We start from the raw sequence: 23,174 nt of genomic DNA on the forward strand, positions 1-23,174 counted from the left end.
GGCCCACGAGGCCGGCCACGAACTCAGGCGCGCGTCATCCGATCGCGGTGGACTCTCGCTCGACGACGCGGAACGGCACCTCGACCTCGCGCGGCGCCGGCCCGCCCTCGCCGGCGTTGATGCGCTCGACCAGGAACTCGACCGCGGTCTCGGCGATGAGCCGCCGTCCGGGGTCGATCGTCGAGAGCGTCGGCATCGTGTACCGGGTCTCGTCGAGGTCGTCGAAGCCGATGATGCGCACGTCGTGCGGCACGCGCAGCCCCGCCTCCTGCAGCACGCGCATCGCGCCGAGCGCCACGGCGTCGTTGAACGCGAAGACCGCGTCGAACTCGACCCCGGAATCGAGGATCTGCCGCATGAGCCGCGCCCCGTCGGAGCGGAACCAGGTGCCGCCCGGCGGCACGAGCCGCTCGTCGAAGGGCAGCCCCGCGGCCTCGAGCGCCTCGCGATAGCCGCGCAGCCGGAGCCCTGCCGATCCGATCACCTCGCCCTCGTGCGCGCCGAGCGCGGCGATGCGGGTCGACCCGCGTTCGATGAGGTGCTCGGTCGCGGCCCTCGCGGCCTCGACGTTCTGCATGGTCACGTGGTCGGTCGGCCCGCCGAAGATGCGCTCGCCGAGCAGCACGAGCGGCACGGGCGCCCGGCGGAGTTCGGCGACGTCCTCGTCGCGCAGGGCGAGCACGCTGTAGAGCACGCCGTCGACGCCGCGCTGGATCGCGGCCTCGACGACCTCGAGTTCGCCGGCCGGGCCCTGGTCGGCGCGGATCTGCTCGATCAGCACCGAGAGGCCGTGGGCCGCCGCGGCCGTCATGACGTCGTCGGCGAGCTCCGCGAAGTACACGTTGCGGAGGTCTGGCATGACGAGGCTGATGAGTCCGGTGCGCCCGGAGCGCAGCAGCCGGGCCGCCCGGTTCGGCCGGTAGCCGGTCTCGGCGATCGCCTGTTCGACCTTCTCGCGGGTCGCCGGGCGGATGTGCGGATAGTCGTTGATCACGTTCGAGACGGTCTTGATCGACACGCCGGCGAGCCGTGCGACGTCGTGGAGCGTCGATGCCATGGGTCCTCCCGCACCAACTCTACAACGTTGTAACGATCCGGCAGGGCCGGGTCACCGCGCGCGCCGCGGCGGCGTCACATGCGCCTCGGCGCGCACGCGGTTGATCTCCGACCGCCATGCCGTCCACGCCAGTCGCTCGCGCTCGAGCGGCCCGGCGAGCGCGGCCCACACGAGCAGTGCGACGCCGGCGCCGACGAGGAACCCGCCGATCGTATCGGTGAGCCAGTGCGCGCCGAGGTACGTGCGGCTGATCGCCATCAGCACCGTGTACGCCGCGCCGGCGACGAACACCCAGAAGCCGGGAGCGATCACGGCGAACGCCACCGCGATCGTCGCCGCGTTCGCCACGTGCCCCGACGGGAACGAGCCGAGGTCCGAGACCACCATGATGTCCTCGGGCCGCGCTCGGCCGAACAGGTGCTTGAGCAGTTGCACGACCCCGGCGCTCGCCGCCGACGCGACGATGAAGTACAGCGCCCCCCACGGGCGCCGGCACGCGATGAGCACGATCGCCGCGAGCACGGGCACGACGAACACGCCGACGATGCCGCCGCCGAGCCAGTTCATGAGCAGCGCGAACACCTCGCCCATCGGCCCGCGAAGGGTCAGGATGTCCTCGGCCCACTCCTCGTCGAGCTCGACGAGCATGCCCGAACGCAGCACGACGAGCAGGCCGAGCACGGCGGCGATGCCCACCGCGACGGACCCGGCGATGAGCGGCACGCGCCGCCCCATCGCGCGGGCGCGCTGCTCGCGCCGGACGGGATGCAGCGCACCGGCATCGCTCACGGACTCCGGTCCGCGAGTGGACTCGCCGGCCGAGGCATCCGTCACGTCGTCCTGGTCAGCCCCCATCCGACCACCGTACCGAGCGTCGCGCGATCGCGGGCGATGCGCGCCGACGGTCGCGCGACCGGTCGGTCGCGACGCGCGCCCTCGGTCGCGCGTCGCGCGCCCCGCCGCGTCAGTCGGCGAGCGGCGGCACCGTGCGCGGGCGGATCAGCGCCCACAGCGCGATGATCGCCACGGATGCCGCGAGCAGCATGACGAACGCCATCGGCACCGCGCTGCCCACGCCGAGCAGGCCGATCAGCGGCGAGATCACGCCGGCCAGGCCGAAGTTCAGCGCGCCCAGCAGCGACGCGGCGGTGCCGGCCTCCGAGCCGTGGCTCGCGAGCGCGAGCACCTGGACCGCCGGGAACGAGAAGCCGCACGCGAGGATGAAGAACCACAGCGGGATCGCGGTGCCCCAGAACCCGGCGCCCGCCGAGTCCAGGCCGATGATGGTCGCCGCCATCACGAAGTGCACGATCGTCGTGACGGCCAGGATCCACTGCGGCGGCACCGGGCCGCGCATCAGCCGCGAGCTCGTCTGCACGCCGATGATGACGCCGATCGAGTTGACCGCGAACAGCAGGCCGTACTCCTGCGCGTTGAAGGCGTAGACCTCCTGGAACAGGAACGACGACGTCGACAGGTAGCCGAAGAGCCCCGTGAACGTCATGCCGCCGACGATCGCCGCGCCGAGGTAGACACGGTCGCGGAACAGCGCCGCGTACCGCGAGCGCATGGTCGAGTGGCCCGCGACGTGACGGCGTGCGGGCGGCAGCGTCTCGACGATGAAGAAGGCGACGGCGAGCACGACGACCGCGCCGTAGGCCGCGAGCACCCAGAAGATGCCCCGCCAGTCCATGACGCCGAGCAGCTGCGACCCGATGACGGGCGCGAGCACGGGCGCGAGGCCGTTGACCAGCGCGAGGCGCGAGAGCATGCGCACGAGCGGCTTGCCGCCGAAGAGGTCGCGCACCATCGCCATGGCAACGACGCCGCCCGCGGCCGCGCCGAAGCCCTGGAGCAGGCGGAACACCGAGAGCCACACGATGTCGGGCGCGAACGCCGCACCGACGGATGCCACGATGTGCAGGATCGTGGCGAGGATGAGGGGCAGTCGGCGACCGACCTTGTCGCTCCACGGGCCCACGATGAGCTGGCCGAAGCCGAAGCCGATCATCGTGCCCGTGAGGGTCAGCTGCACGGCCGACGCCGAGACGCCCAGCTCGTCCTGCAGCACCGGGAATGCCGGCAGGTAGAGGTCGACCGTGAACGGCCCGAGTGCGGTCAGCGCGCCGAGCACGAGCACGTAGACGAGCCGCTGGCGGCTGCTCAGCGCGTCGCCGGGGTGCGCCGTGACGACGGGCGTCGAGCGGGTGTCGTCGGGCCGGATGATGGGGATGGAGCTGGTTGCGGACACAGAACTTCCTACGGGCGTGCGCGAGCGGATGCGGGATGGGCGCTCGCCGTCGCGCGCCGCATGGGAACGGCGGCGTCGCGAGGACGCCGCCGGGTTCGATGAGCCGGTGGAGCGGGCTCGAATCGATTCGACTGGCATCCAGTGTACCGCGCGGGCACCTGCTCTTCGCAACGGGCCGGTCGCTCAGGCGACCGGGCCGTCGCCGATCGGGTCGGCCAGGAGGTCCGCGAACGCGGCCTCCGCGGCGCCGATGAGCAGTCGATCCTCGCCCAGGGCCGCGACCCGCAGGTCGAGCTCCTCGACCGCGGCCGGCATGGCCTGCGCGGCGACGGCGTCGCGCAGCGCGTCGGGGTCCTGCTCGGCGATCGTGGCGAGGAACCCGCCGAGGATCACGACCGACGGGTTCAGCACGTTCACCGCGTTGGCGAGCGCCGTGCCGAGGATGCGCCGCTGGCGCGCCAGCTCGTCGGCAACGGCGGGCGAGCCGGTCGCGACGATCGCCGCCGCGAGCGTGGGCTCATCGGCCAGCCGGAGGCCCACGACGTCGAGGAGGCGGCGCCGGCTCACCTCATCCTCGAGCACACCGCCCGGCGCGCGGCGGTCGCCGGGGGCGTCGATGCCGGGGCGGTTCTGGCCGAACTCCCCCGCGTACCCGCCGACGCCGCCGACGGGGCGGCCGTGCACGATCAGCCCGCCGCCGATGCCGCTGGCACCGCCGTTGAGGTAGACGAGATCGTCGACGCCGCGCCCGGCGCCGAAGAGGTGCTCGGCGATCGCGCCGAGGCTCGCATCGTTGCCCACCGCGGCGGGCAGGCCCGTGGCCTCCTCGACGAGGGCGCGGAGCGGGGCATCCGCCCACTCGAGGTGCGGCGCGAGCCGCACGAGCCCGTCGGACGCGCGGACGAGGCCCGGCACGGCGAGGCCGACGGCGACGAGCCGTGCGTCGCCGAGGCCCGCGTCGCCGGCGCCGCGCCACCGTTCGACGACCTCCCGCACCAGGGCAGCGGTCTGCTCGGGGCTCACCACCTCGTCGGTCTCGACGCGCTCGCGCACGGCGATGGTGCCGTCGAGCCCGACGGCGGCGATGGTGACGGCGTCGACCTCGGGGTTCACGGCGATCGCGAGCACGCCCGGGTGCGCGGCGATCACGGGCGACGGGCGGCCGACACGGTTGGTCGGGTCGGGCGCGCGCTCCTCGACGAGGCCGAGGTCGGCGAGCTCGGCCGCGAGCGACGCGACCGTCGAGCGGTTCAGGCCGGTGGCCGCGGTGAGCCGGGCACGCGACATCGGCCCCTCGAGGTGCACGAGTCCGAGGAGTTTCGAGAGGTTTCGACGGTGCACGCCGTCGAAGGTGCCGGGCCGGTCTGTCACGCTGCCACTCTAGGTTTCCGCGGGTCGCGAGGCATCGGCGCCGCGCCGAATTTGTTGCGCTTGACGGCAAATCGCCGCGCACGTATATTCGAGACGTCCAGATCACTTTCGACGTGGAAGTCGAAACTTTCGAGAGGTTCAACGATGAACAGACGCAGCACCAGGCTCGTCGCCCTGGGAGTGACCGCCGGGCTGACGGCGCTCACGCTCGCCGGCTGCAGCCCGTCGGGCGACGGCGGCGACGGCGACGGCGACGTCACGCTCACGTGGTGGCACAACGCCACCTCGGGCCCGCTCCCCGACGTCTGGGAGGAGGTGGCGACCGAGTTCGAGGAGGCGCACCCCGGCATCAACGTCGAGCAGACCGGCTACCAGAACGAGGAGCTCCAGCGCACGCTGATCCCGAACGCCCTCGCGGCGGGCGACCCGCCCGACCTCTTCCAGGTCTGGCCCGGCGGCGAGCTGCGCGACCAGGTCGCCAACGACTACCTCATGCCCCTCGACGACGTGCTCGGCGACACGATCGACAGCGTCGGCGCGACCGCCACCCCGTGGCAGGTCGACGGCGAGACCTACGGCATCCCCTTCACGTTCGGCATCGAGGGCTTCTGGTACAACACCGACCTGTTCGAGCAGGCCGGTTTCACCGAGGCCCCCGCGACCCTCGACGACCTCAACGCCGCGGTCGAGCAGCTCCGCTCCACGGGCGCTGCGCCCATCGCCGTCGGCGCGGGCGACAAGTGGCCCGCCGCGCACTGGTGGTACCAGTTCGCGCTCCACTCCTGCTCGCCCGAGACGCTGAAGGCGGCGGAGGCCGAGTTCGACTTCAGCGACGAGTGCTGGGTCGAGGCCGGCGAGCAGCTCCAGACCTTCATCGGCACCGAACCCTTCCAGGAGGGCTTCCTCGGCACGCCCGCCCAGCAGGGCGCCGGCAGCTCGGCGGGCCTCGTCGCCAACGGCCAGGCCGCGATGGAGCTCATGGGCCACTGGAACGCCGGCACGATCGGCGGGCTGACCCCTGACCAGCAGGTCCCCGAGTTCCTCGGCTGGTTCCCCTTCCCGGCCATCCCCGGTGCCGACGGCGACCCCACGTCGACCCTCGGCGGCGGTGACGGCTTCGGATGCTCCGCCGACGCGCCGCCGGAGTGCGCCGAACTGCTCGAGTACATCATGAGCGAAGAGGTCCAGAAGAAGTTCGCGGCGTCCGGCTCGGGCATCCCGACCGTGCCCGCAGCGCTCGACGCCCTCGAGGACCCGAACCTGAAGCTCGTCGCCGACGGGCTCGCCAACTCGTCGTACGTGCAGCTGTGGTTCGACACCGCGTTCGGCACCACCGTCGGCAACGCGATGAACGAGGGCATCGTGAACCTCTTCGCCGGCGCCGGCACCCCCGAGGACATCGTCACGAAGATGCAAGCCGCGGCGGACACCCTCTAGTCATGCCCGCCCTGCTCGAATCGGCCGGGCCCGCGACCTCCGCGGGCCCGGCCCCCTCCCCCGCCTCCTCGACCAGGCCGAGCCGGCGACGCGCCGGAACGATCCGCAAGCGCATCGAGATCGCCGTCTTCGCGGGCCCCGCCCTCGTCGTCTTCCTCGGCTTCGTGATCCTGCCCGTGCTGCTCGCGGCGGTATACAGCCTCTACAACCTCCCGCCCGCCTTCAAGTGGGAGAACCTGGCCGAGCCCGAGCGGTTCATCGGCCTCGACAACTACGTGCGCGCGCTCACGACGCCCGAGTTCCTGCGCGCGATCGGCAACAACTTCACGATCCTCGTGCTGTCGCCGCTCATCCAGGGCCCGATCGCGATCATGGTCGCCCTGCTCCTGAACCGGCGCATGCGGGGTCGCTCGGTCTTCCGCCTCCTCATCTTCGTGCCGTACGTGCTCGCCGAGGTCATCGCGGGCCTGTCCTGGAAGCTGCTGCTGCAGCCGCAGGGCGGCGTCAACGCGATGCTCGAGGCGGTGGGCCTCGGCGCCCTCCAGCAGAACTGGCTCGCCGACCCGAACATCGCGCTCTGGACGATGTTCGGCATCCTCACCTGGAAGTACGTCGGCTTCGCGATCATCCTGATGCTCGCCGGGCTCCAGGGGGTGCCCGAGGAGCTCTCGGAGGCGGCATCCATCGACGGCGCCGGCTGGTGGCAGATCCAGCGGCACATCACCATCCCGCTGTTGGGGCCCACGATCCGCATCTGGGCGTTCCTGTCGATGATCGGCGCCCTCCAGCTCTTCGACATGGTCTGGGTCACGGTCGCGCCGACCGTGCGCAGCATGTCCACCGAGACCATGGCGACCTACATGGTGCAGCAGGGCCAGTTCGCCGGGCAGCCCGGCTACGGCAGCGCCATCGCCGTCATCCTCTTCCTCATCTCCCTCGTCGTCGCGCTGGTCTACCAGCGCTTCGCCCTCCGCCGCGACCTCGCCGGCGCCGTCACCACTGGAGTGCGCTGACATGACCGTCACTTCCGCCATCACGACCGGCAGGGCCCGATCCGGGCCGCCCGCCGGTCGTGGCCGAGCCGGCCGCGCCGGGCGCGGTCTCGGCCGCGGCACCGCCGGCCGCGGGTTCGACTGGGGCCAGCCCTTCGTCTACCTGATCGCCCTCGTCGTCGCCGGCCTCGCGATCGGCCCCGTGCTCTACGTCATCATCGGCGGCTTCCGCACGACGGCCGACCTGAACGCGAACCCGGCCGGCATGCCCGACCCGTGGGTCTTCCAGAACTACGCGACCGTGCTCGGCTCCTCGCGCTTCTGGGGCAACGTGCTCGCGAGCATGATCCTCGCGTTCGCGACGACCGCCGGGGTCGTGGTGCTCGGCATCATGGCCGCGTTCGTGATCGCGCGCTACGAGTTCCGCGGCCGCCAGACGCTGTACACGCTGTTCACGGCGGGCCTCATGTTCCCGCTCACCGTCGCCGCGCTGCCGCTCACGCTGCTGCTGCGCACGATCGGCCTGCACGGCACGTACCTGGGCGTGATCATCCCGTCGATCGCGTTCGCGCTGCCGACGACGATCATCATCCTCGTGCCGTTCCTGCGGGCGATCCCCGCCGAGCTCGAGGAGGCGGCCGCGATCGACGGCACGAGCCGCATCGGGTTCTTCTGGCGCATCCTGCTGCCGCTCTCGATGCCGGGACTCATGACCGTCGGCGTGCTCGCATTCGTCGGCAGCTGGAACGGCTACCTCCTGCCGCTGCTCGTGATCTCCACGGGCACGCTCCCCCAGGACCTCTGGCCGCTGCCGCTGGGCGTCACCCAGTTCTCGACGCAGTACTCGCAGGACACCGGCGCCGTACTCGCGTACACGTCGCTCGCGATGATCCCGGCGCTCGTGTTCTTCCTCGCCGCCGAGAAGCGCATCGTCGGTGGCCTCCAGGGCGCGGTGAAGGGATGAGCGCCGTGACCACCACCCCGTGGCGGGATGCCTCGCTGGCCGTCGCCGACCGCGTCGACGCGCTCCTCGCCGAGCTCACGCTCGAGGAGAAGATCGCCCAGCTCTACGGGGTCTGGGTCGGCGCGTCCGCCGAGGGCGGCGACGTCGCCCCGAACCAGCACGAGATGCAGAGCGAACCCGTCGACCTCGACCGCCTGCTGCCGCTCGGCCTCGGCCAGCTGACCCGGCCGTTCGGCACCGCACCGGTCGATCCCGGCCTCGGCGCACTCTCGCTCGCCCGCACGCAGCGGCGCATCGTCGCCGAGAGCCGCCTCGGCATCCCGGCCCTCGCGCACGAGGAGTGCCTCGCGGGCTTCGCCGCGTGGGGCGCGACCGCTTACCCAGTGCCGCTGTCGTGGGCCGCGACCTTCGACCCCGAGCTGATCGAGCGGATGTCCCGCCGAATCGGCGACGACCTGCGGTCGGTCGGCGTGCACCAGGGCCTCGCGCCCGTGCTCGACGTCGTCCGCGACGCCCGGTGGGGCCGCGTCGAGGAGACCATGGGCGAGGACCCGCTGCTGGTCGGCACGATCGGCGCCGCCTACGTGCGCGGCCTCGAGTCGGCCGGCGTCGTGGCGACGCTCAAGCACTTCGTCGGCTACTCGGCCTCGAAGGCGGGCCGCAACCTCGCGCCCGTCTCCGTCGGGCCGCGCGAGCTCGCCGACGTGCTGCTGCCGCCGTTCGAGCAGGTGATGCGCGAAGGCCGGCCGCGGTCGGTCATGAACGCGTACACCGACCTCGACGGCGTACCGACGGCCGCCGACGCGACCCTGCTGACGTCGCTGCTCCGCGACGTCTGGGGCTTCGCGGGAACCGTGGTCGCCGACTACTTCTCGATCGCCTTCCTGCACACGCTGCACGGCACGGCCGGCTCGTTCGGCGACGCGGCCGCCGCGGCGCTCACCGCGGGCATCGACGTCGAACTGCCGACGGTGCACGCGTTCGGCGCCCCGCTCGTCGAGGCCGTCGCCGACGGCCGGCTCGACGAGGCCGTGATCGATCGGGCGCTGCGCCGGGTGCTCGCGCAGAAGGCCGAGCTGGGCCTCCTCGACGACGGGTGGGATGCCACGCCGCCGGCCCTCGCGGCACGCGGCGTCACGGCCGACGCCGGTGACGACTCCGCCGTCGCCGACGCCGTCCGCGGCACCATCGATCTCGATCCGCCCGCGAACCGGGCGCTCGCCGCCGAGGTCGCCGAACGCGCGATCGTGCTGCTGCGCAACGACGGCACGCTCCCGCTCACGGGTTCCGGACGCACCGCGCCCGCCCGCATCGCGGTCATCGGCCCGACCGCCGAAGACCGGTTCGCGGTGCTCGGCTGCTACGCGTTCCCGACGCACGTCGGCGTGCACCACCCCGAGACGGGCGACGGCATCGAGCTGCCCACGCTCGTCGCGGCGCTGCGCGCCGAGTTCCCCGACGCCGAGTTCACGGTCGTCGCGGGCACCTCCATCGAGGGCGGCGAGACCGAGGGCATCGCGGATGCCTCGTCCGCGGCATCCGACGCCGACCTCGTCGTGCTCGCCCTCGGCGACCGCGCCGGGCTGTTCGGGCGCGGCACGAGCGGCGAGGGCTGCGATGCCGAGAACCTCGCCCTTCCCGGCGCGCAGGCGGCGCTGCTCGAGGTGGTGCTCGACACCGGCACGCCGACGGTGGTGACGCTGCTCGCGGGCCGCCCGTACACGCTCGGCAGCGCCCCCGAACGAGCGGCGGGCATCCTCGAGGCGTTCTTCGCGGGAGAGGAGGGCACGCGAGCGCTGGCCGGCATCCTCAGCGGCCGGGTCGCGCCGAGCGGGCGGCTGCCCGTCTCGGTGCCCGCGTCGGCGGGCGTGCATCCGTCGACGTACCTCGCGTCCAAGCTCGCGCAGCGGGGCGGCGTCTCGAACATCGACCCCACCGCGCGCTACCCGTTCGGGCACGGCCTCTCGTACACGACGTTCGAGTGGACCGACCTCGAGGGCGATCTGGGCGAGATCGGCACGGACGGCACCGCGGTCGTCGGCCTCCGGGTACGCAACACGGGCGACCGCGAGGGCGTGGAGGTCGTGCAGCTCTACCTGCACGACCCCGTGTCCTCCGTCGTGCAGCCCGTGCAGCGCCTGGTCGGGTTCGCCCGGGTGCCGCTCGCCCCGGGCGAGGCCGCCGACGTCCGGTTCACCGTGCCGGCCGATGTCGCCTCGTTCACCGGCCGCGACGGCGCGCGCATCGTCGAGCCGGGCGAGCTCGTGCTGAGCGCGGGACGCTCGAGCGGCGACCTCGTCTCGGCCCACGCCCTGCGCGTGACCGGACCGGTGCGCGTCGTCGACCACACGAGGAGGTTCCGCGCCGACGCCGCGGTCGAGGCGGTCGCCTTCGCGGCGCCCGCGGCACCCGTGGCCGAGGCATCCGTCTCGGATCACTGAACCGGTTCGGGCCGGCTCTCGAGCCGGCCCGAACCGCACCACGCACCACGCACCACGCACCACCGCAGCACCCGCACCCGCACCCGCACCACCCACGCACCGGCGCGCAGCACCGCGCCGGCCCGGAAGCGCGAAGGAGCGCAGCATCATGCAACGACGCACGATACGAACCGCACTCGGGATCCTGACGGCCGCCGTGGTGGCCGCGGCCGGCGTCACGGCGGGCGGCGCGCCCGCCGCGGCCGACCCCGTCATCGTCAGCTCCGTCGACTTCGAGGACGGCACGACCGGCGGCTGGACCGCATCGGGCGGCGGCGCCGGCACGCTCACGGTGGTCGACGGCCCCGGCGGCGGCAAGGTCCTCAGGGTGAACGACCGGTCGGCCGACTACGTCGGCATCCAGTCGCCCGCCGGACTGTTCGAGCCCGGCGCCGCCTACGACTTCAGCATGCGCGTGCGGCTCGCCGAGCCGGCCGCCGCCCCGGTCGGCGTGCGCTTCGTGATGAAGCCGGCGTACGACTGGATCGGCAACACGACGATGACCGCCGATGCCTGGACCACGGTCACGGGCTCGTTCGCGGCTCCCGCCGATGCGGACCCCGCGCAGCTGCAGGCCTACGTCGGGACGGCCGATCTCGTGCCGGCCGCGCCGTACAGCTACCTGGTGGACGACCTCCTCGTCACGACCGACGACGGCGGACCCGTCGACCCCGGCGACGTCGTGCCGGGCGGCGCGATCAATCCCGTTCCGACCCCGGTGAGCCTCGCCGAGGGCACGGGCGACGTGGCCGCGCTCACGTTCGACGACGGGCCGAACCCCGGCACCACCCCGGCCCTGCTCGACTTCCTCGCCGCGAACGACCTGCAGGCCGTGTTCTGCGTCATCGGCCAGAACATCGAGGCACCGGGCGGCGCCGAGATCCTCCGCCGCATCGTCGACGACGGGCACGTGCTCTGCAACCACTCGACGGGCTACGCCGACATGGGCGCGTGGACGACCGAGCAGGTGCGGGCCGACCTCGTCCAGAACCTGGGGATCATCCGCACCGCGCTCGGCGACCCGAACCGGGCCGTGCCGTTCTGGCGCGCGCCCAACGGCAGCTGGGGCGTCACGCGCGACGTCGCGGTCTCGCTCGGCATGCAGCCGCTCGCGGTCGTGAACACGATCGCCGACTGGGAGACGCAGGACGTCGCCACGCTCACCGCGAACCTCCGCGCCGCCATGAAGCCGGGCGAGGTGGTGCTCGCCCACGACGGCGGCGGCGACCGTTCGGGCACCCTCGCGGCGGTGCAGGCCGTCGTGACCGAGCGCCTCGCCGCGGGCTGGAGCTTCGCCTTCCCGCAGGGCACGCCGCCGCGCGCGGGCGAGACCGTGCTCTCGACGGGCTTCGAGGACGGCCTCGACGGCTGGCAGCTCCGGGGCGGCAGCGCCTCGACGACGGCCGCCGTCGCCGTGTCGCCGGCGTACGCCCACGGCGGGGCGCAGTCGGCGGCCGTGTCGAACCGCGAGTCCCAGGGCGACGGCCTCGGCCACGACGTGACGGGCCTGCTCGACCCCGCCGTGACCTACGAGTTCTCGGCGTGGGTGCGGTTCGGCGACGGCCAGCCGGTCGACGACGTGTGGCTCAGCCGCGCGAACACGGTGGACGGCTCGACGTCGTACACGACGATCGCGCAGTTCGACGGCGTCACCGACGACGGCTGGACGAAGGTCACCGCCACGCTGCAGGGCTCGGCGGCCGACGCCTCGCAGCTGTACCTCGAGACCCGGTACGACGGGGGCGCGGCGGGCAACACGAGCGACCTGTACGTCGACGACGTCCTGGTGCGCGTTCCCGAGCCGCCGGCCGTCGAGGACCTGACCGGCATCAAGGAGACCGTCGACTTCCCGGTGGGCGTCGCGATCGACAGCCGGGAGACCGCGGGCGCGGCATCCGAACTGCTGCTGCGCCACTTCGACCAGGTGACGCCGGAGAACTTCATGAAGCCAGAGGCCTGGTACGACGCGAACGGCGAGTTCGCCGCCGTGAACGCCGAGTCCGACGCCCTCATGGACTACGCGCAGGCCAACGACCTCGACGTGTACGGGCACGTGCTCGTGTGGCACAGCCAGACGCCCGCCTGGTTCTTCCAGGACGACCAGGGCGCGCCGCTCGCGGCCGACGAAGCCGGCCGGCAGGTGCTGCGCGAACGCCTGCGCACCCACATCTTCGACGTCGCCGGTTACCTCGCGGGCGAGTACGGCCACTTCGGCTCCGACACGAACCCGCTGACCGCGATCGACGTCGTCAACGAGGTGGTCTCCGACGGCGGCGAGTTCGCCGACGGGCTGCGCCGCAGCGAGTGGTTCCGCATCCTCGGCGAGGAGTTCATCGACCTCTCGTTCGCCTACGCCGAGGAGGCCTTCAACGGCGAGTACGCCGCCGAGGGCACCGACCGCCCGGTCACGCTGTTCATCAACGACTACAACACCGAGCAGGGCGGCAAGCAGGATCGCTACCACGCGCTCGTGACGCGCCTGCTCGAACGCGGCGTGCCGGTCGACGGCGTCGGCCACCAGTTCCACGTCAGCCTCGCGATGCCGGTCTCGGCCCTCGAGACGGCGATCGAACGGTTCGCCGAGCTGCCCGTCACCCAGGCGGTCACCGAGCTCGACGTGACCACGGGCACCCCGGTCACCCAGGCCAAGCTCGTCGACCAGGGCTACTGGTTCCGCGACGCGTTCCGGATGTTCCGCGAGCAGGCCGACGAGCTGTTCTCCGTAACCGTGTGGGGCCTCACCGATGGGCGCAGCTGGCGCTCCGACGCCGGGGCGCCCCTCGTGTTCACCGACGCGCTGAAAGCGAAGCCCGCCTACCACGGCATCGTCGACGGCGACCTCCCCGCCCGGCTGCGCACGGCGAACGTGTTCGCGGGCGACGTCGCGCTCGACGCCGAGGCGACCGGCTCGATCGAGTGGAGCCGGCTGCCCCTGCACCGCATCGACGAGGCATCCGCGTTCCAGCTGCGCTGGGCGCCCGACCACCTGACGGTCTACGTCACCGTCGACGACGCGACGGCGGATGCCTCCGACGGCGTCGCGTTCACCGTCGGCGACGCCGAGGCCGAGGTCGCGCGCGACGGCACGGCGTCGGACGGCGCGACGGCCGTCGTGACCGAGCGCGACGGCGGGTACGACCTCGTCGCGCACCTCCCGCTCGCGGATGCCTCGGAGGGGAGCACGCTCGACTTCGACGTGCGCGTCGCCGACGGCGCGGGCACCGCCGGGTGGAACACGCCGGGCGAACTCGGCACGCTCACCCTCGTCGAACCCCTCTCAGTGCTCGACGTGCCCGAGGTCGGCGAGGGCGACGCCGCTCCGGCGATCGACGGCGCGGTCGACGAGGCCTGGGCGGATGCCACGGCCACGGCGGTCACGACGGGCAAGCTCGTCAGCGGCGCCGACGGCGCGACGGCGACCGTGCGCACCCTCTGGTCGGGCGACACGCTGTACGTGCTCGCCGAGGTCGCCGACCCCGTCGTCGACGTGTCGGGCTCCGACCCGTGGATCCAGGACTCGGTCGAGATCTACGTCGACCCGGGCAACGCGAAGAACGGCTCGTACCGGTACGACGACACGCAGATCCGCATCAGTGCGGCCAACGCGGTGTCGTTCGGCACGGGCGACGAGGCGTTCCAGCGGGCCCGCGTGCAGTCGGCGACGACCGCCGTCGAGGGCGGCTACGTGGTCGAGGCATCCGTCGACCTGCTCGAGTACGGCGGCGAGGGCACGTTCCACGGGCTCGACTTCCAGGTCAATGACGCCTCGGTCGGGCAGCGCACCGCGATCCGCAACTGGGCCGACCCGACCGGCGCCGGCTACCAGTCGACCGCGCACTGGGGCGTCGGCCGGCTCGTCGGCCCGGTGGCCGACCCCGAGCCGGTGCTCGAGAACCTCGTGGCGCCGCGCGTGCTCGGCGACGCGGTGAAGGGCTCGACCGTCACGGCCGACCCCGGCGAGTGGTCGATCGAGGGCGCCGCGTTCACCTACCGGTGGTTCGTCGACGGGGTGCCCGCGAAGCGCGGCACGGAGGCCTCCTACAAGGTCAAGCCCGCCGACGTCGGTCGCGACCTCACGGTCACGGTCACGGCGACCGTCGAGGGCGCCGAACCCGTGTCGGCGACCTCGGAGCCGGTGACCGTGGAGGAGAAGCCCCGCACGCCCTGGGAGCGCCTCATCCGGGTCGTCGAGGCCCTCCTCGACTGGCTCCGCGGGCTCCTCCCCTAGACCGCAGGGCGCCGCCGGCCGGGTCGTCCTCGCCCGGCCGGCGGCGGCCTGCACTCCCTCGCGCGCGGCCTGGCCCCGGGGTGGCCCGGGCAAGGTCGCGCGAAGTGAAGGAGATTCCGGGCGACACGCCGGCGCCCACCGGCGTGTCGCCCGGAATCTCCGACGGACGCGACGTGCGGCGGCCGTTCCGTCGGCTCCGACGGGCGCGACGGCAGGCGGTCGCGGCGGGATGCCCGGCGCTCAGCCGACCGGCGCCGCCGTGCTCGCCCGCACCACGAGGTGGGTCGCGAGGTCCATGCGCGGCGTCGGCGCCGGGTGGTCGTGCGGCTCCGCGGCCAGGCGCAGCGCGAGCCGCACGGCCTCCTCGCCCATGCGCCGCAGCGGCTGGTGCACGGTCGTCAGCGGCGGGTTCATCCACCGGCTGATCGGCACGTCGTCGTAGCCGACGATCGAGAGTTCGTCGGGCACCGAAAGCCCGGCGGCCCGGGCGGCATCCATGACGCCGAGCGCCTGCAGGTCGCTGCCCGCGAAGATGGCGGTCGGCCGCTCGCCGGCCGGCAGCGCGAGCAGGCCGCTCGCGTGGTCGCGGCCGCCCGTGACGTGGAAGTCACCGAAGCGGATCCACGCGGGGTCGATCGGCAGCCCTGCGCTGTTCATCGCCGACCGGTACCCGTCGATGCGCGCGAGCGAGCACATCATGTCGTCGGGCCCCGTGATCGCCGCGATGCGGCGGTGGCCGAGCTCGATGAGGTGCCGGGTCGCGGCGAGCCCGCCCGACCAGTTCGCCGACCCCACGCTCGGCACCTCGGGCGACGGGTCACCGGCCGGGTCGATGATCACGAACGGGATGCTCCGCGTGCGCAGCTGCTCGCGGTACTCGGGTGCGAGCTCCGAGAAGACGAGCACGACGCCGACCGGGCGGCGGCGGATGACGCCGTCGATCCAGTCGGGACCGGGCGCGTGCCGACTGCCGCTCACGGTGAGGACGACGCTCAGCCCGTGCTCCTTCGCGACCGACTCCACGCCGCCGATGAGCTCCATCGACCAGATCGCGTCGAGTTCGTGGAAGACCAGCTCGATGAGGTCCGCGTGGGTCTCCGACCTGCCGGCGCCGCGACGCACGTACCCGCTGCGCTGCAGCAGGGCCTCGACGCGCGAACGGGTGCCGGGTGAGACATCCGACCGCCCGTTCAGCACCTTCGAGATCGTCGAGAGCGAGACACCCGCCTCATCCGCGATCTCGGCGAGGGTGACGCGCTCCGCGGAGACATCCATTGACATGTTTCGCATCCTAGTCTCGAAAGTTGCGGGCCGATTCACTTGCACCGGCGCGTCCGGACGATTATGTTTATGTTGCCAACAAATCATCGATGACGCTGAAAGGCGGATCACCCATGGCCAGCGCGCCCACCCGCGACGACAAGTTCTCCTTCGGCCTCTGGACGGTCGGCTACAACGGCACCGACCCGTTCGGCGGACCGACCCGCAAGCCGCTCGACGTCGTGCACGTCGTCGAGAAGCTCGCCGAGCTCGGCGCCTACGGCCTCACGTTCCACGACGACGACCTCTTCGCCTTCGGCTCGAGCGATGCCGAGCGCCAGACGCAGATCGACCGCCTGAAGGGCGCGCTCGCCGATACGGGCCTCATCGTGCCGATGGTGACGACCAACCTCTTCAGCGCCCCCGTGTTCAAGGACGGCGGCTTCACGGCCAACGACCGCGACGTGCGCCGCTACGCGCTGCGCAAGGTGTTCCGCCAGCTCGACCTCGGCGCCGAGCTCGGCGCGAAGACCTTCGTCATGTGGGGCGGCCGCGAGGGCGCTGAGTACGACTCGGCGAAGGACATCCGCCAGGCGCTCGAGCGCTACCGCGAGGCCGTCAACCTGCTGGGCGACTACGTCACCGACCGGGGCTACGACATCCGGTTCGCCATCGAGCCCAAGCCCAACGAGCCCCGCGGCGACATCCTGCTGCCGACGCTCGGCCACGCGATCGCGTTCATCGACTCGCTCGAGCGCCCCGAACTCGTCGGCCTCAACCCCGAGGTCGGCCACGAGCAGATGGCGGGCCTCAACTTCGCCGCGGGCATCGCGCAGGCGCTGTTCCACGGCAAGCTCTTCCACATCGACCTCAACGGCCAGCGCGGCATCAAGTACGACCAGGACCTCGTGTTCGGCCACGGCGACCTGCACAACGCGTTCGCCCTCGTCGACCTCCTCGAGAACGGCGGCCCCGGCGGCGTGCCCGCCTACGACGGCCCGCGCCACTTCGACTACAAGCCCTCGCGCACCGAAGACGAGCGGGGCGTGTGGGAGTCCGCCGCCGCCAACATGCGCACCTACCTGCTGCTCAAGGAGCGCGCCGCGGCCTTCCGCGCCGACCCCGAGGTGCAGGAGGCGCTCGAGGCGGCCAAGGTGCACGAGCTCGCGACGCCCACCCTGAACGAGGGCGAGACGTACGACGAGTTCCTCGCCGACCGGTCGGCCTACGAGGACTTCGACGCCGACGCCTACCTCGGCGGCAAGGGCGGCGGCTTCGTGCGCCTGCAGCAGCTGGCGACCGAGCACCTGCTCGGCGCGCGCGGCTGACCCTCACCCATCACCCCCACCCGCTCTGCGCCCGGCCACCTCTCGCCGCTGCGCCCCTTGTCCGTGGTCTGCGCCAGTTCGACTGGCGCGGACGGCGCGGAAGTGGCGCAACGGAGGGGCGGAACGCGGGGAGACCGAAAGGATTGCCCATGACCCTCGTCGCCGGCGTCGACTCGTCGACGCAGTCCTGCAAGGTCGTGATCCGGGATGCCTCGACCGGCGCGCTCGTGCGCACCGGGCGGGCCGCCCACCCCGACGGCACCGAGGTCGACCCGCAGGCGTGGTGGGTCGCCCTGAACGACGCGATCGCCGACGCCGGCGGCCTCGACGACGTCGCCGCGATCTCCATCGCCGGGCAGCAGCACGGCATGGTCGTGCTCGACGCCGAGGGCCGGGTCATCCGCCCCGCCCTGCTCTGGAACGACACGCGGTCGGCGCAGGCCGCCCGCGACCTGGCCGACGAGGTCGGCGCCGACGAGTACGCGCGGCGCACGGGCGTCGTGCCCGTCGCGTCGTTCACCGCGTCGAAGCTGCGCTGGCTGCGCGACGCCGAGCCCGAGCACGCGCAGCGCGTGGCCGCCGTGGCCCTCCCCCACGACTGGCTCACGTGGCGGCTGCGCGGCTACGGTCCGGCGGGCGAGGCGGATGCCCCGCTCGGTCCCGTGCTCGACGCACTCGCGACTGACCGCTCGGATGCCTCGGGCACCGCGTACTGGGGCGTTGACGGCTACGACCGCGACCTGCTGGAGCGCGCGCTCGGGCACGACGCGATCCTGCCGCGCGTCTTCGGGCCCGCCGAGCGGGTCGGCGAGACGCCGACGGGCATCGTCGTCGGAGCCGGCGCGGGCGACAACGCCGGCGCGGCGCTCGGGCTCGATGCCGCGCCGGGCGATGTGGTGGTGTCGATCGGCACGTCGGGCACGGTGTTCGCGGTGACGGGGCATCCGATCGAGGATGCCTCGGGCACGGTCGCCGGATTCGCCGACGCGACCGGAGCGTGGCTGCCGCTCATCGCCACGCTGAACGCCGCGCGCGTGCTGGATGCCACGGCGAACCTGCTCGGCGTCGATCACGACGCACTCGGCGCCCTCGCGCTCGAGGCCGAGCCCGGGGCATCCGGCCTCGTGCTCGTGCCGTACTTCGAGGGCGAGCGCACGCCGAACCTGCCCGATGCGACCGCGTCGCTGCACGGCATGTCGCTCGCGTCGACGACGCGGCCGAACCTCGCGCGGGCCGCGGTCGAGGGCCTCGTCTGCGGCCTCGCCGACGGACTCGACGCCGTGCGCGGCCAGGGCGTCGAGGCGATCCGGGTACTGCTCATCGGCGGTGCCGCGCAGAACCCGGCGGTGCGGCAGGTCGCGGCGCAGGTGTTCGACGTGCCCGTCGCGGTGCCGGCACCGGGCGAGTACGTCGCCGACGGCGCGGCGCGGCAGGCCGCGTGGGCGCTGGGCGGCGAACGTCCGTCGTGGCCGGTCGAGCTCGTCGCCGAGCTCGCGCCCGAGCCGCAGCCGCACGTGCGCGCGGCGTACCGCGCGGCGGCTGGCGCGGCCGCGGCTGGTGCGGCCGCGCAGCTCGGCTGACGCGAGGTCGAGGCCGGGCGGGGCCGTCGGCGAGTGTGGAGCTCGCCGACGGCACCGCCCTCGACCCGGGGCCCGGCTCAGCGCGCGGCGGCCGCCAGTGCGTTCAGCAGGGCGGCGCCGGTGCGCGCATCCGAGACGGTCACGACGAGTGGTGCGGCATCCCGGCGCTGCACCTCGATGCCGGGTCCGCCGCGCATGATGATGCCGCGCCGCCCGCGGAGGTCGTACCGGAACCCCCAGCCGCCGAACTCACCGGGCAGCACCTCGACATCCGATGCCGAGACCACGTCGGCCAGCGGCACCTGCGTGAGCCGGAGTCCCAGCAGGGTGCGCGCGGTGAGGCCGCGCCGGTCGACGGTCACCCGGACGCCGGTCGTCGTCGCCAGCAGCGCCACGACCACGAGCAGGCTCCCCCAGAGCCACCAGGCCGACGGGGCCATGACGATCGGGACGATGAGGCACGCGCCCGCGAGCCCGATGATCGCGAACACGATCCACGGCGCGGTAGCCGAGGCGGTCCAGACGGCGCGTTCGCCGGGCGCGAGGTCGAGCGCGGGCGTCGCGGCCGACGGCTCGGGCCGGTCGGGCGCGGGCAGCGCCTGCCAGGTGATCCACCCGGCGAGCACGCCGAGCAGGATGCCGGCGCCGACGGCGACCGGCGCCGTCCAGCCCGCCGGTTCGGCGCCGTCGAGTTGCGCGCCGGTGAGCACGAGCACCACGACGGCGATCAGGATGCTCACGGCCGGTGCGACGGCGGCGGTCGGCCGCACCTGGGCGAGCAGCCGGACCCGCGCACCGTCGGCCGGTCGCAGCATCGCTCGCCGGCCGGCGAAGGTCGCGAGCGCGATGCTCGCGGCGACCGCGAGCGAGAGCACGAGGTACCCGAGCACCGAGCGGGTCGGGGTGGTCCACCGGTCGGGTTCACCCGCGACCCCGAAGTGGACGGCGACCTCCTCGGGCAGCCGCGGGATCCAGAGGAGCTGGATCGCCGTCGCGACGGCGATGACCGCGAGCGGCAACCACACGACGACGGCCCACAGGACGCGGCGGTCTCGACGTTCCTGCGCGGCGGCCGGGCACTCGGGCGCTCCAAGGTTCGGGTCGGTCATCGGTCGAACTCCTCTCGGATGACGGCGTGCACGGCTTCGGCGCCGAGCCCGCGCTCGCGCGCGGCGGCGACGAGGCTCGCAGCCAGGTGGCGGACCGCGTCGAGGTCGTCGGGCTCGACGGCCACGACCGCGCCCCGTCCGCGACGGAGCTCGATGAGCCCCTCGTCGCGAAGGGTCTGGTAGGCGTGCAGCACGGTGTGCTGGTTCACCTCGAGCGAGTCGGCCAGGTCGCGCGCCGACGGCAGGCGCTCGCCGGCGGTCACTCGCCCGCGAATCACCTCCGAGCGGATGGCGCGCACGAGTTGCTCGAAGAGCGGCGTGCCCGAGGCGGGGTCGATGCGGATGATCACGCGTCCATTATTCTAATTATCACTAGAACAATGCAAATTGCGGGCTCCTGTCGCGAGGGAACTCGCGGACCCGTGCGCGAGGATGAAGAGCGACTCGCGGATCATCCAGGAGGGGGCCATCGATGGTGAACGCACTCGTGACCGGCGGATCGCGCGGCATCGGCAGGGCGATCGCGCAGGCGCTCGCGGCTCGAGGCGATCGCGTCGCGGTGCACTACGGCTCCGATCGCGCAGCGGCCGAAGCGACGATGCTCGACCTCGACGGCGCGGGGCACGCCGTCGTGCCGGGGGATCTGCGCGATCCCGAGGCCGCCGCGCAGATCGTGGACACCGCCGTCTCGGCGCTGGGCGCGATCGACGTCCTCGTCAACAACGCCGCCATCGCGCCGAGCGACGAGGCATCGCACCGCGTCGACGAGACGTCGTACGACACCTGGCGACGCACCTGGCGCCGGATGATCGACGTCGACCTGATCGCCGCCGCCGACCTGACGTTCCTCGTCGCGCAGCACCTCATCGCCCGCGGTGCACCCGGTGCGATCGTCAACGTGGGCTCCCGGGGCGCGTTCCGCGGCGAGCCCGACTTCCCGGCGTACGGCGCCGCGAAGGCGGGACTGCACGCCTTCGGCCAGTCGATGGCCGTGGCGCTCGCGCCCCACGGCATCTCGGTGGCCTCGATCGCGCCGGGCTTCATCAGCTCCGAGCGCCAGGCCGCGAAGCTCGCGGGCGACGAGGGCGACGCACTGCGCGCGCAGAGCCCGTTCGGCCGGGTCGGCACGCCCGAGGAGGTCGCGCAGGCCGTCGTCTACCTCAGCTCCCCCGGTGCGGTGTGGGCCTCGGGCGCGATCCTCGACCTGAACGGCGCCTCGCACCTGCGGACGTGAGGTTCAGCGGCCCGCCGCGAGCGCGGCGCCCGCGGCCTCGAGCCACCGCAGCGGCTCGCGCATGGCGGCCTCCGGCGATCCGGCGAGTTCGCTGAGCGATGCGGATGCCGCGAACGCCGAGGCATCCGCCGTGATCGCGCCCGCGACGAGCGCGACGGGCACGCCGGCCGCGGCGGCGCGTGCCGCGACCTCGCTCGGCACCTTGCCCGCGGCCGACTGGCCGTCGAAGCGGCCCTCTCCCGTGACGACCAGGTCGGCGCCGGCGAGCGCGTCGGCGAGTCCGATCGCGTCGGCGACCGCTCCGGCGCCGCCGGCCATCTCGGCGCCCCAGGCGAGCAGGCCGAAGCCGGTGCCGCCCGCCGCTCCGGCGCCCGCCGCCGCGGCGAGTCCGGCGCCGCCGGGCATCGCGTGCGCGAGGCGCGCGAGGTTCGCCGCGAGCTGGTCGACCTGCTCGGGGGTCGCACCCTTCTGCGGCCCGAAGACCGCCGCCGCACCCGCCGAGCCGAGCAGCGGGTTCGTCACGTCGGAGAGGATGCGCGCGCCGCCGGCCGGCAGTGGCCTGAGCCCCGACAGGTCGACCCGCGCGAGCGCTTCGAGCCCGCGTCCGCCCGCCCCGGCCGGGTGCGCGCCCGCGTCGGTGAACCGGGCGCCGAGCGCTGTGAGCGCGCCGACGCCGCCGTCGGTCGACGAGCTGCCGCCGATCGCGAGCAGCAGGCCGACCGCCCCGCCGTCGAGCGCCGCGGCGATCGCCTGCCCGAACCCGATCGTGTGCGCGTCGAGGGGGCGAAGCGGGTCGAGCAGCGTGATGCCGCTCGCGAGCGCGAGCTCGACGACGGCCGTGCCGTCCGGCAGGCGCAGCCAGCACGCCTCGACCGGTCGGTCGTCGGGGCCCTGCACGGTCACCGGCACCCGTTCGGCGCCGGGCACGGCCGCGGCGAACGCGTCGAGCGTGCCCTCGCCGCCGTCGGCCATGGGCACGCCCACGACCTCGTCGTGGGGCCGCACCGAGCGCCAGCCGCGCGCGAGGGCGTCGGCCGCCTCGGCGGCGGTCGCGGTGCCCTTGAACGAGTCGGGTGCGAGCACGATACGGGCCGGTCGCCCGGCGGGCGCCCCGCGCGCCTCGCGGCTCACGCGGGGAATCCGGCGTCGGCGAGGCCGTGCCCGGCGCTCGGCGCCGGCACCTGCGCGAGCCAGCGCAACGCGCGGTGCAGCAGGTCGCGGTTCGCGGCCGAGTCGTAGGAGCGCGCGTCGTGGCCGAGCCCCGAGTACACGAGGCGCGAACGCCCGAGCTCGCGCGCCCAGACGAGCGGGTGGCGGATGCCGCCCTCCTCGTGCTCGGCGATCGGCTCGATGACCCCCGTGAGCGGCAGGTCGGTGTAGCGCTCGTCGAGCACCCTGAAGTCCTCGAGCCCGTCGGCGATCCGGTGGTTGCCGACGACGTGCACGTGCGCCTCGCCGAACTCGGGGTGCCACGAGTGCCCCGCGATCCAGCGGCCGCCGAGGGCCTCGCCGTAGGCGGGCAGCTCCCGCAGCGTCGAGGCGGCGGAGTGCACGGCGAGGATGCCGACGCCGCGTTCGAGCGCGGCGTCGAAGGCGTCGGCGGCGCGCGCGACGAGCTCGGCCGCCGGCTCGCCGGGGTCGGGCGCGCCCTCGGGCAGCGGCCCCTCGGGGTCGCCGGCATTGACGATCACCACGCGCACGCCGTCGGCGAGGTCGGCGAGCCCGCGCAGCGGGTCCAGCACGATCTCGACGTCGAAGCCGGCCGCACGCGCGATGCCGGCGAGCTCGGCGCTCGTCTCGGGGTACGGATGCCACGGGTCGGCCGTGCAGCCGGACCCGCTCAGGATGACCGCTCGCATGGCTCCTCCTTCAGTCGTCGCGTG

General features: G+C 73.5%; 17 protein-coding genes. 8 read left to right on the top strand and 9 right to left on the bottom strand.

Annotated elements, in window-relative coordinates; all coding sequences use genetic code 11:
* Nucleotides 1–34 precede the first annotated feature (34 nt).
* The 4 genes from GE115_RS15015 to GE115_RS15030 form a co-directional block, all read right to left on the bottom strand.
* Nucleotides 35–1,057 carry a LacI family DNA-binding transcriptional regulator gene (locus tag GE115_RS15015; protein ID WP_153685593.1) on the bottom strand — a complete coding sequence of 341 codons (1,023 nt, stop codon included), beginning with the start codon at nt 1,055–1,057 and terminating at the stop codon, nt 35–37.
* A 51-nt stretch (nt 1,058–1,108) separates the two neighbouring features.
* The gene (locus tag GE115_RS15020; protein WP_246190825.1) at nt 1,109–1,912 is read right to left on the bottom strand and encodes a phosphatase PAP2 family protein; all 804 of its coding nucleotides are present in this window, start codon (nt 1,910–1,912) and stop codon (nt 1,109–1,111) included.
* A gap of 109 nt (nt 1,913–2,021) precedes the next feature.
* A complete protein-coding gene (locus tag GE115_RS15025; RefSeq protein ID WP_376765723.1) occupies nt 2,022–3,308 on the bottom strand; it encodes a multidrug effflux MFS transporter in 1,287 nt (428 codons plus the stop codon).
* 183 nt (nt 3,309–3,491) lie between these two features.
* Nucleotides 3,492–4,679 carry an ROK family transcriptional regulator gene (locus GE115_RS15030; RefSeq protein ID WP_312855225.1) on the bottom strand — a complete coding sequence of 396 codons (1,188 nt, stop codon included), beginning with the start codon at nt 4,677–4,679 and terminating at the stop codon, nt 3,492–3,494.
* 144 nt (nt 4,680–4,823) lie between these two features.
* On the opposite strand from GE115_RS15030, the gene GE115_RS15035 reads away from it, so the two are divergent.
* From GE115_RS15035 to GE115_RS15055, 5 genes are all read left to right on the top strand, one after another.
* Nucleotides 4,824–6,116 (top strand): ABC transporter substrate-binding protein, encoded by a 1,293-nt coding sequence (locus tag GE115_RS15035; RefSeq protein ID WP_153685595.1) that lies wholly within the window; start codon nt 4,824–4,826, stop codon nt 6,114–6,116.
* 2 nt (nt 6,117–6,118) lie between these two features.
* Nucleotides 6,119–7,129: a carbohydrate ABC transporter permease gene (locus GE115_RS15040; RefSeq protein WP_153685596.1), complete on the top strand. Its 1,011-nt coding sequence runs from the start codon at nt 6,119–6,121 to the stop codon at nt 7,127–7,129.
* A gap of 1 nt (nt 7,130) precedes the next feature.
* Entirely contained in the window at nt 7,131–8,072 is a 942-nt protein-coding gene (locus GE115_RS15045; protein ID WP_153685597.1) for a carbohydrate ABC transporter permease, read from the top strand.
* Nucleotides 8,069–10,513 (top strand): beta-xylosidase/alpha-l-arabinosidase, encoded by a 2,445-nt coding sequence (locus tag GE115_RS15050; RefSeq protein WP_153685598.1) that lies wholly within the window; start codon nt 8,069–8,071, stop codon nt 10,511–10,513. The genes GE115_RS15045 and GE115_RS15050 overlap by 4 nt, the downstream gene beginning before the upstream one ends.
* Nucleotides 10,514–10,661: 148 nt before the next feature.
* The gene (locus GE115_RS15055; RefSeq protein ID WP_153685599.1) at nt 10,662–14,780 is read left to right on the top strand and encodes an endo-1,4-beta-xylanase; all 4,119 of its coding nucleotides are present in this window, start codon (nt 10,662–10,664) and stop codon (nt 14,778–14,780) included.
* Nucleotides 14,781–15,020: 240 nt separating this feature from the next.
* Here the strand turns inward: GE115_RS15055 and GE115_RS15060 are convergent, their stop codons facing one another.
* Nucleotides 15,021–16,061: a LacI family DNA-binding transcriptional regulator gene (locus tag GE115_RS15060; protein WP_172979953.1), complete on the bottom strand. Its 1,041-nt coding sequence runs from the start codon at nt 16,059–16,061 to the stop codon at nt 15,021–15,023.
* Nucleotides 16,062–16,174: 113 nt separating this feature from the next.
* On the opposite strand from GE115_RS15060, the gene xylA reads away from it, so the two are divergent.
* Both xylA and xylB read left to right on the top strand, forming a co-directional pair.
* Nucleotides 16,175–17,368, top strand: a complete 1,194-nt coding sequence (gene xylA, locus GE115_RS15065) for a xylose isomerase (RefSeq protein ID WP_153685601.1) — start codon at nt 16,175–16,177, stop codon at nt 17,366–17,368.
* 149 nt (nt 17,369–17,517) lie between these two features.
* Nucleotides 17,518–18,948, top strand: coding sequence for a xylulokinase (xylB, locus tag GE115_RS15070; protein ID WP_153685602.1), 1,431 nt, complete (start codon nt 17,518–17,520; stop codon nt 18,946–18,948).
* 77 nt (nt 18,949–19,025) lie between these two features.
* Here xylB and GE115_RS15075 read toward each other — a convergent pair whose 3' ends face one another.
* Both GE115_RS15075 and GE115_RS15080 read right to left on the bottom strand, forming a co-directional pair.
* On the bottom strand, nt 19,026–20,057 hold the full coding sequence (locus tag GE115_RS15075) for a DUF1648 domain-containing protein (RefSeq protein WP_153685603.1): 1,032 nt from the start codon (nt 20,055–20,057) through the stop codon (nt 19,026–19,028).
* The gene (locus GE115_RS15080; protein ID WP_312855226.1) at nt 20,054–20,407 is read right to left on the bottom strand and encodes a GntR family transcriptional regulator; all 354 of its coding nucleotides are present in this window, start codon (nt 20,405–20,407) and stop codon (nt 20,054–20,056) included. The genes GE115_RS15075 and GE115_RS15080 overlap by 4 nt, the downstream gene beginning before the upstream one ends.
* 122 nt (nt 20,408–20,529) lie before the next feature.
* On the opposite strand from GE115_RS15080, the gene GE115_RS15085 reads away from it, so the two are divergent.
* On the top strand, nt 20,530–21,291 hold the full coding sequence (locus GE115_RS15085; RefSeq protein WP_153685604.1) for an SDR family NAD(P)-dependent oxidoreductase: 762 nt from the start codon (nt 20,530–20,532) through the stop codon (nt 21,289–21,291).
* A gap of 3 nt (nt 21,292–21,294) precedes the next feature.
* Here the strand turns inward: GE115_RS15085 and GE115_RS15090 are convergent, their stop codons facing one another.
* Nucleotides 21,295–22,422, bottom strand: a complete 1,128-nt coding sequence (locus tag GE115_RS15090) for a glycerate kinase (RefSeq protein ID WP_312855227.1) — start codon at nt 22,420–22,422, stop codon at nt 21,295–21,297.
* Nucleotides 22,419–23,150 (bottom strand): ThuA domain-containing protein, encoded by a 732-nt coding sequence (locus GE115_RS15095; protein WP_172979955.1) that lies wholly within the window; start codon nt 23,148–23,150, stop codon nt 22,419–22,421. Before GE115_RS15095 ends, GE115_RS15090 begins: the two co-directional genes overlap by 4 nt.
* Nucleotides 23,151–23,174: the final 24 nt, after the last annotated feature.

The organism is Agromyces agglutinans (assembly GCF_009647605.1).
Classification (GTDB): Bacteria; Actinomycetota; Actinomycetes; order Actinomycetales; family Microbacteriaceae; genus Agromyces; species Agromyces agglutinans.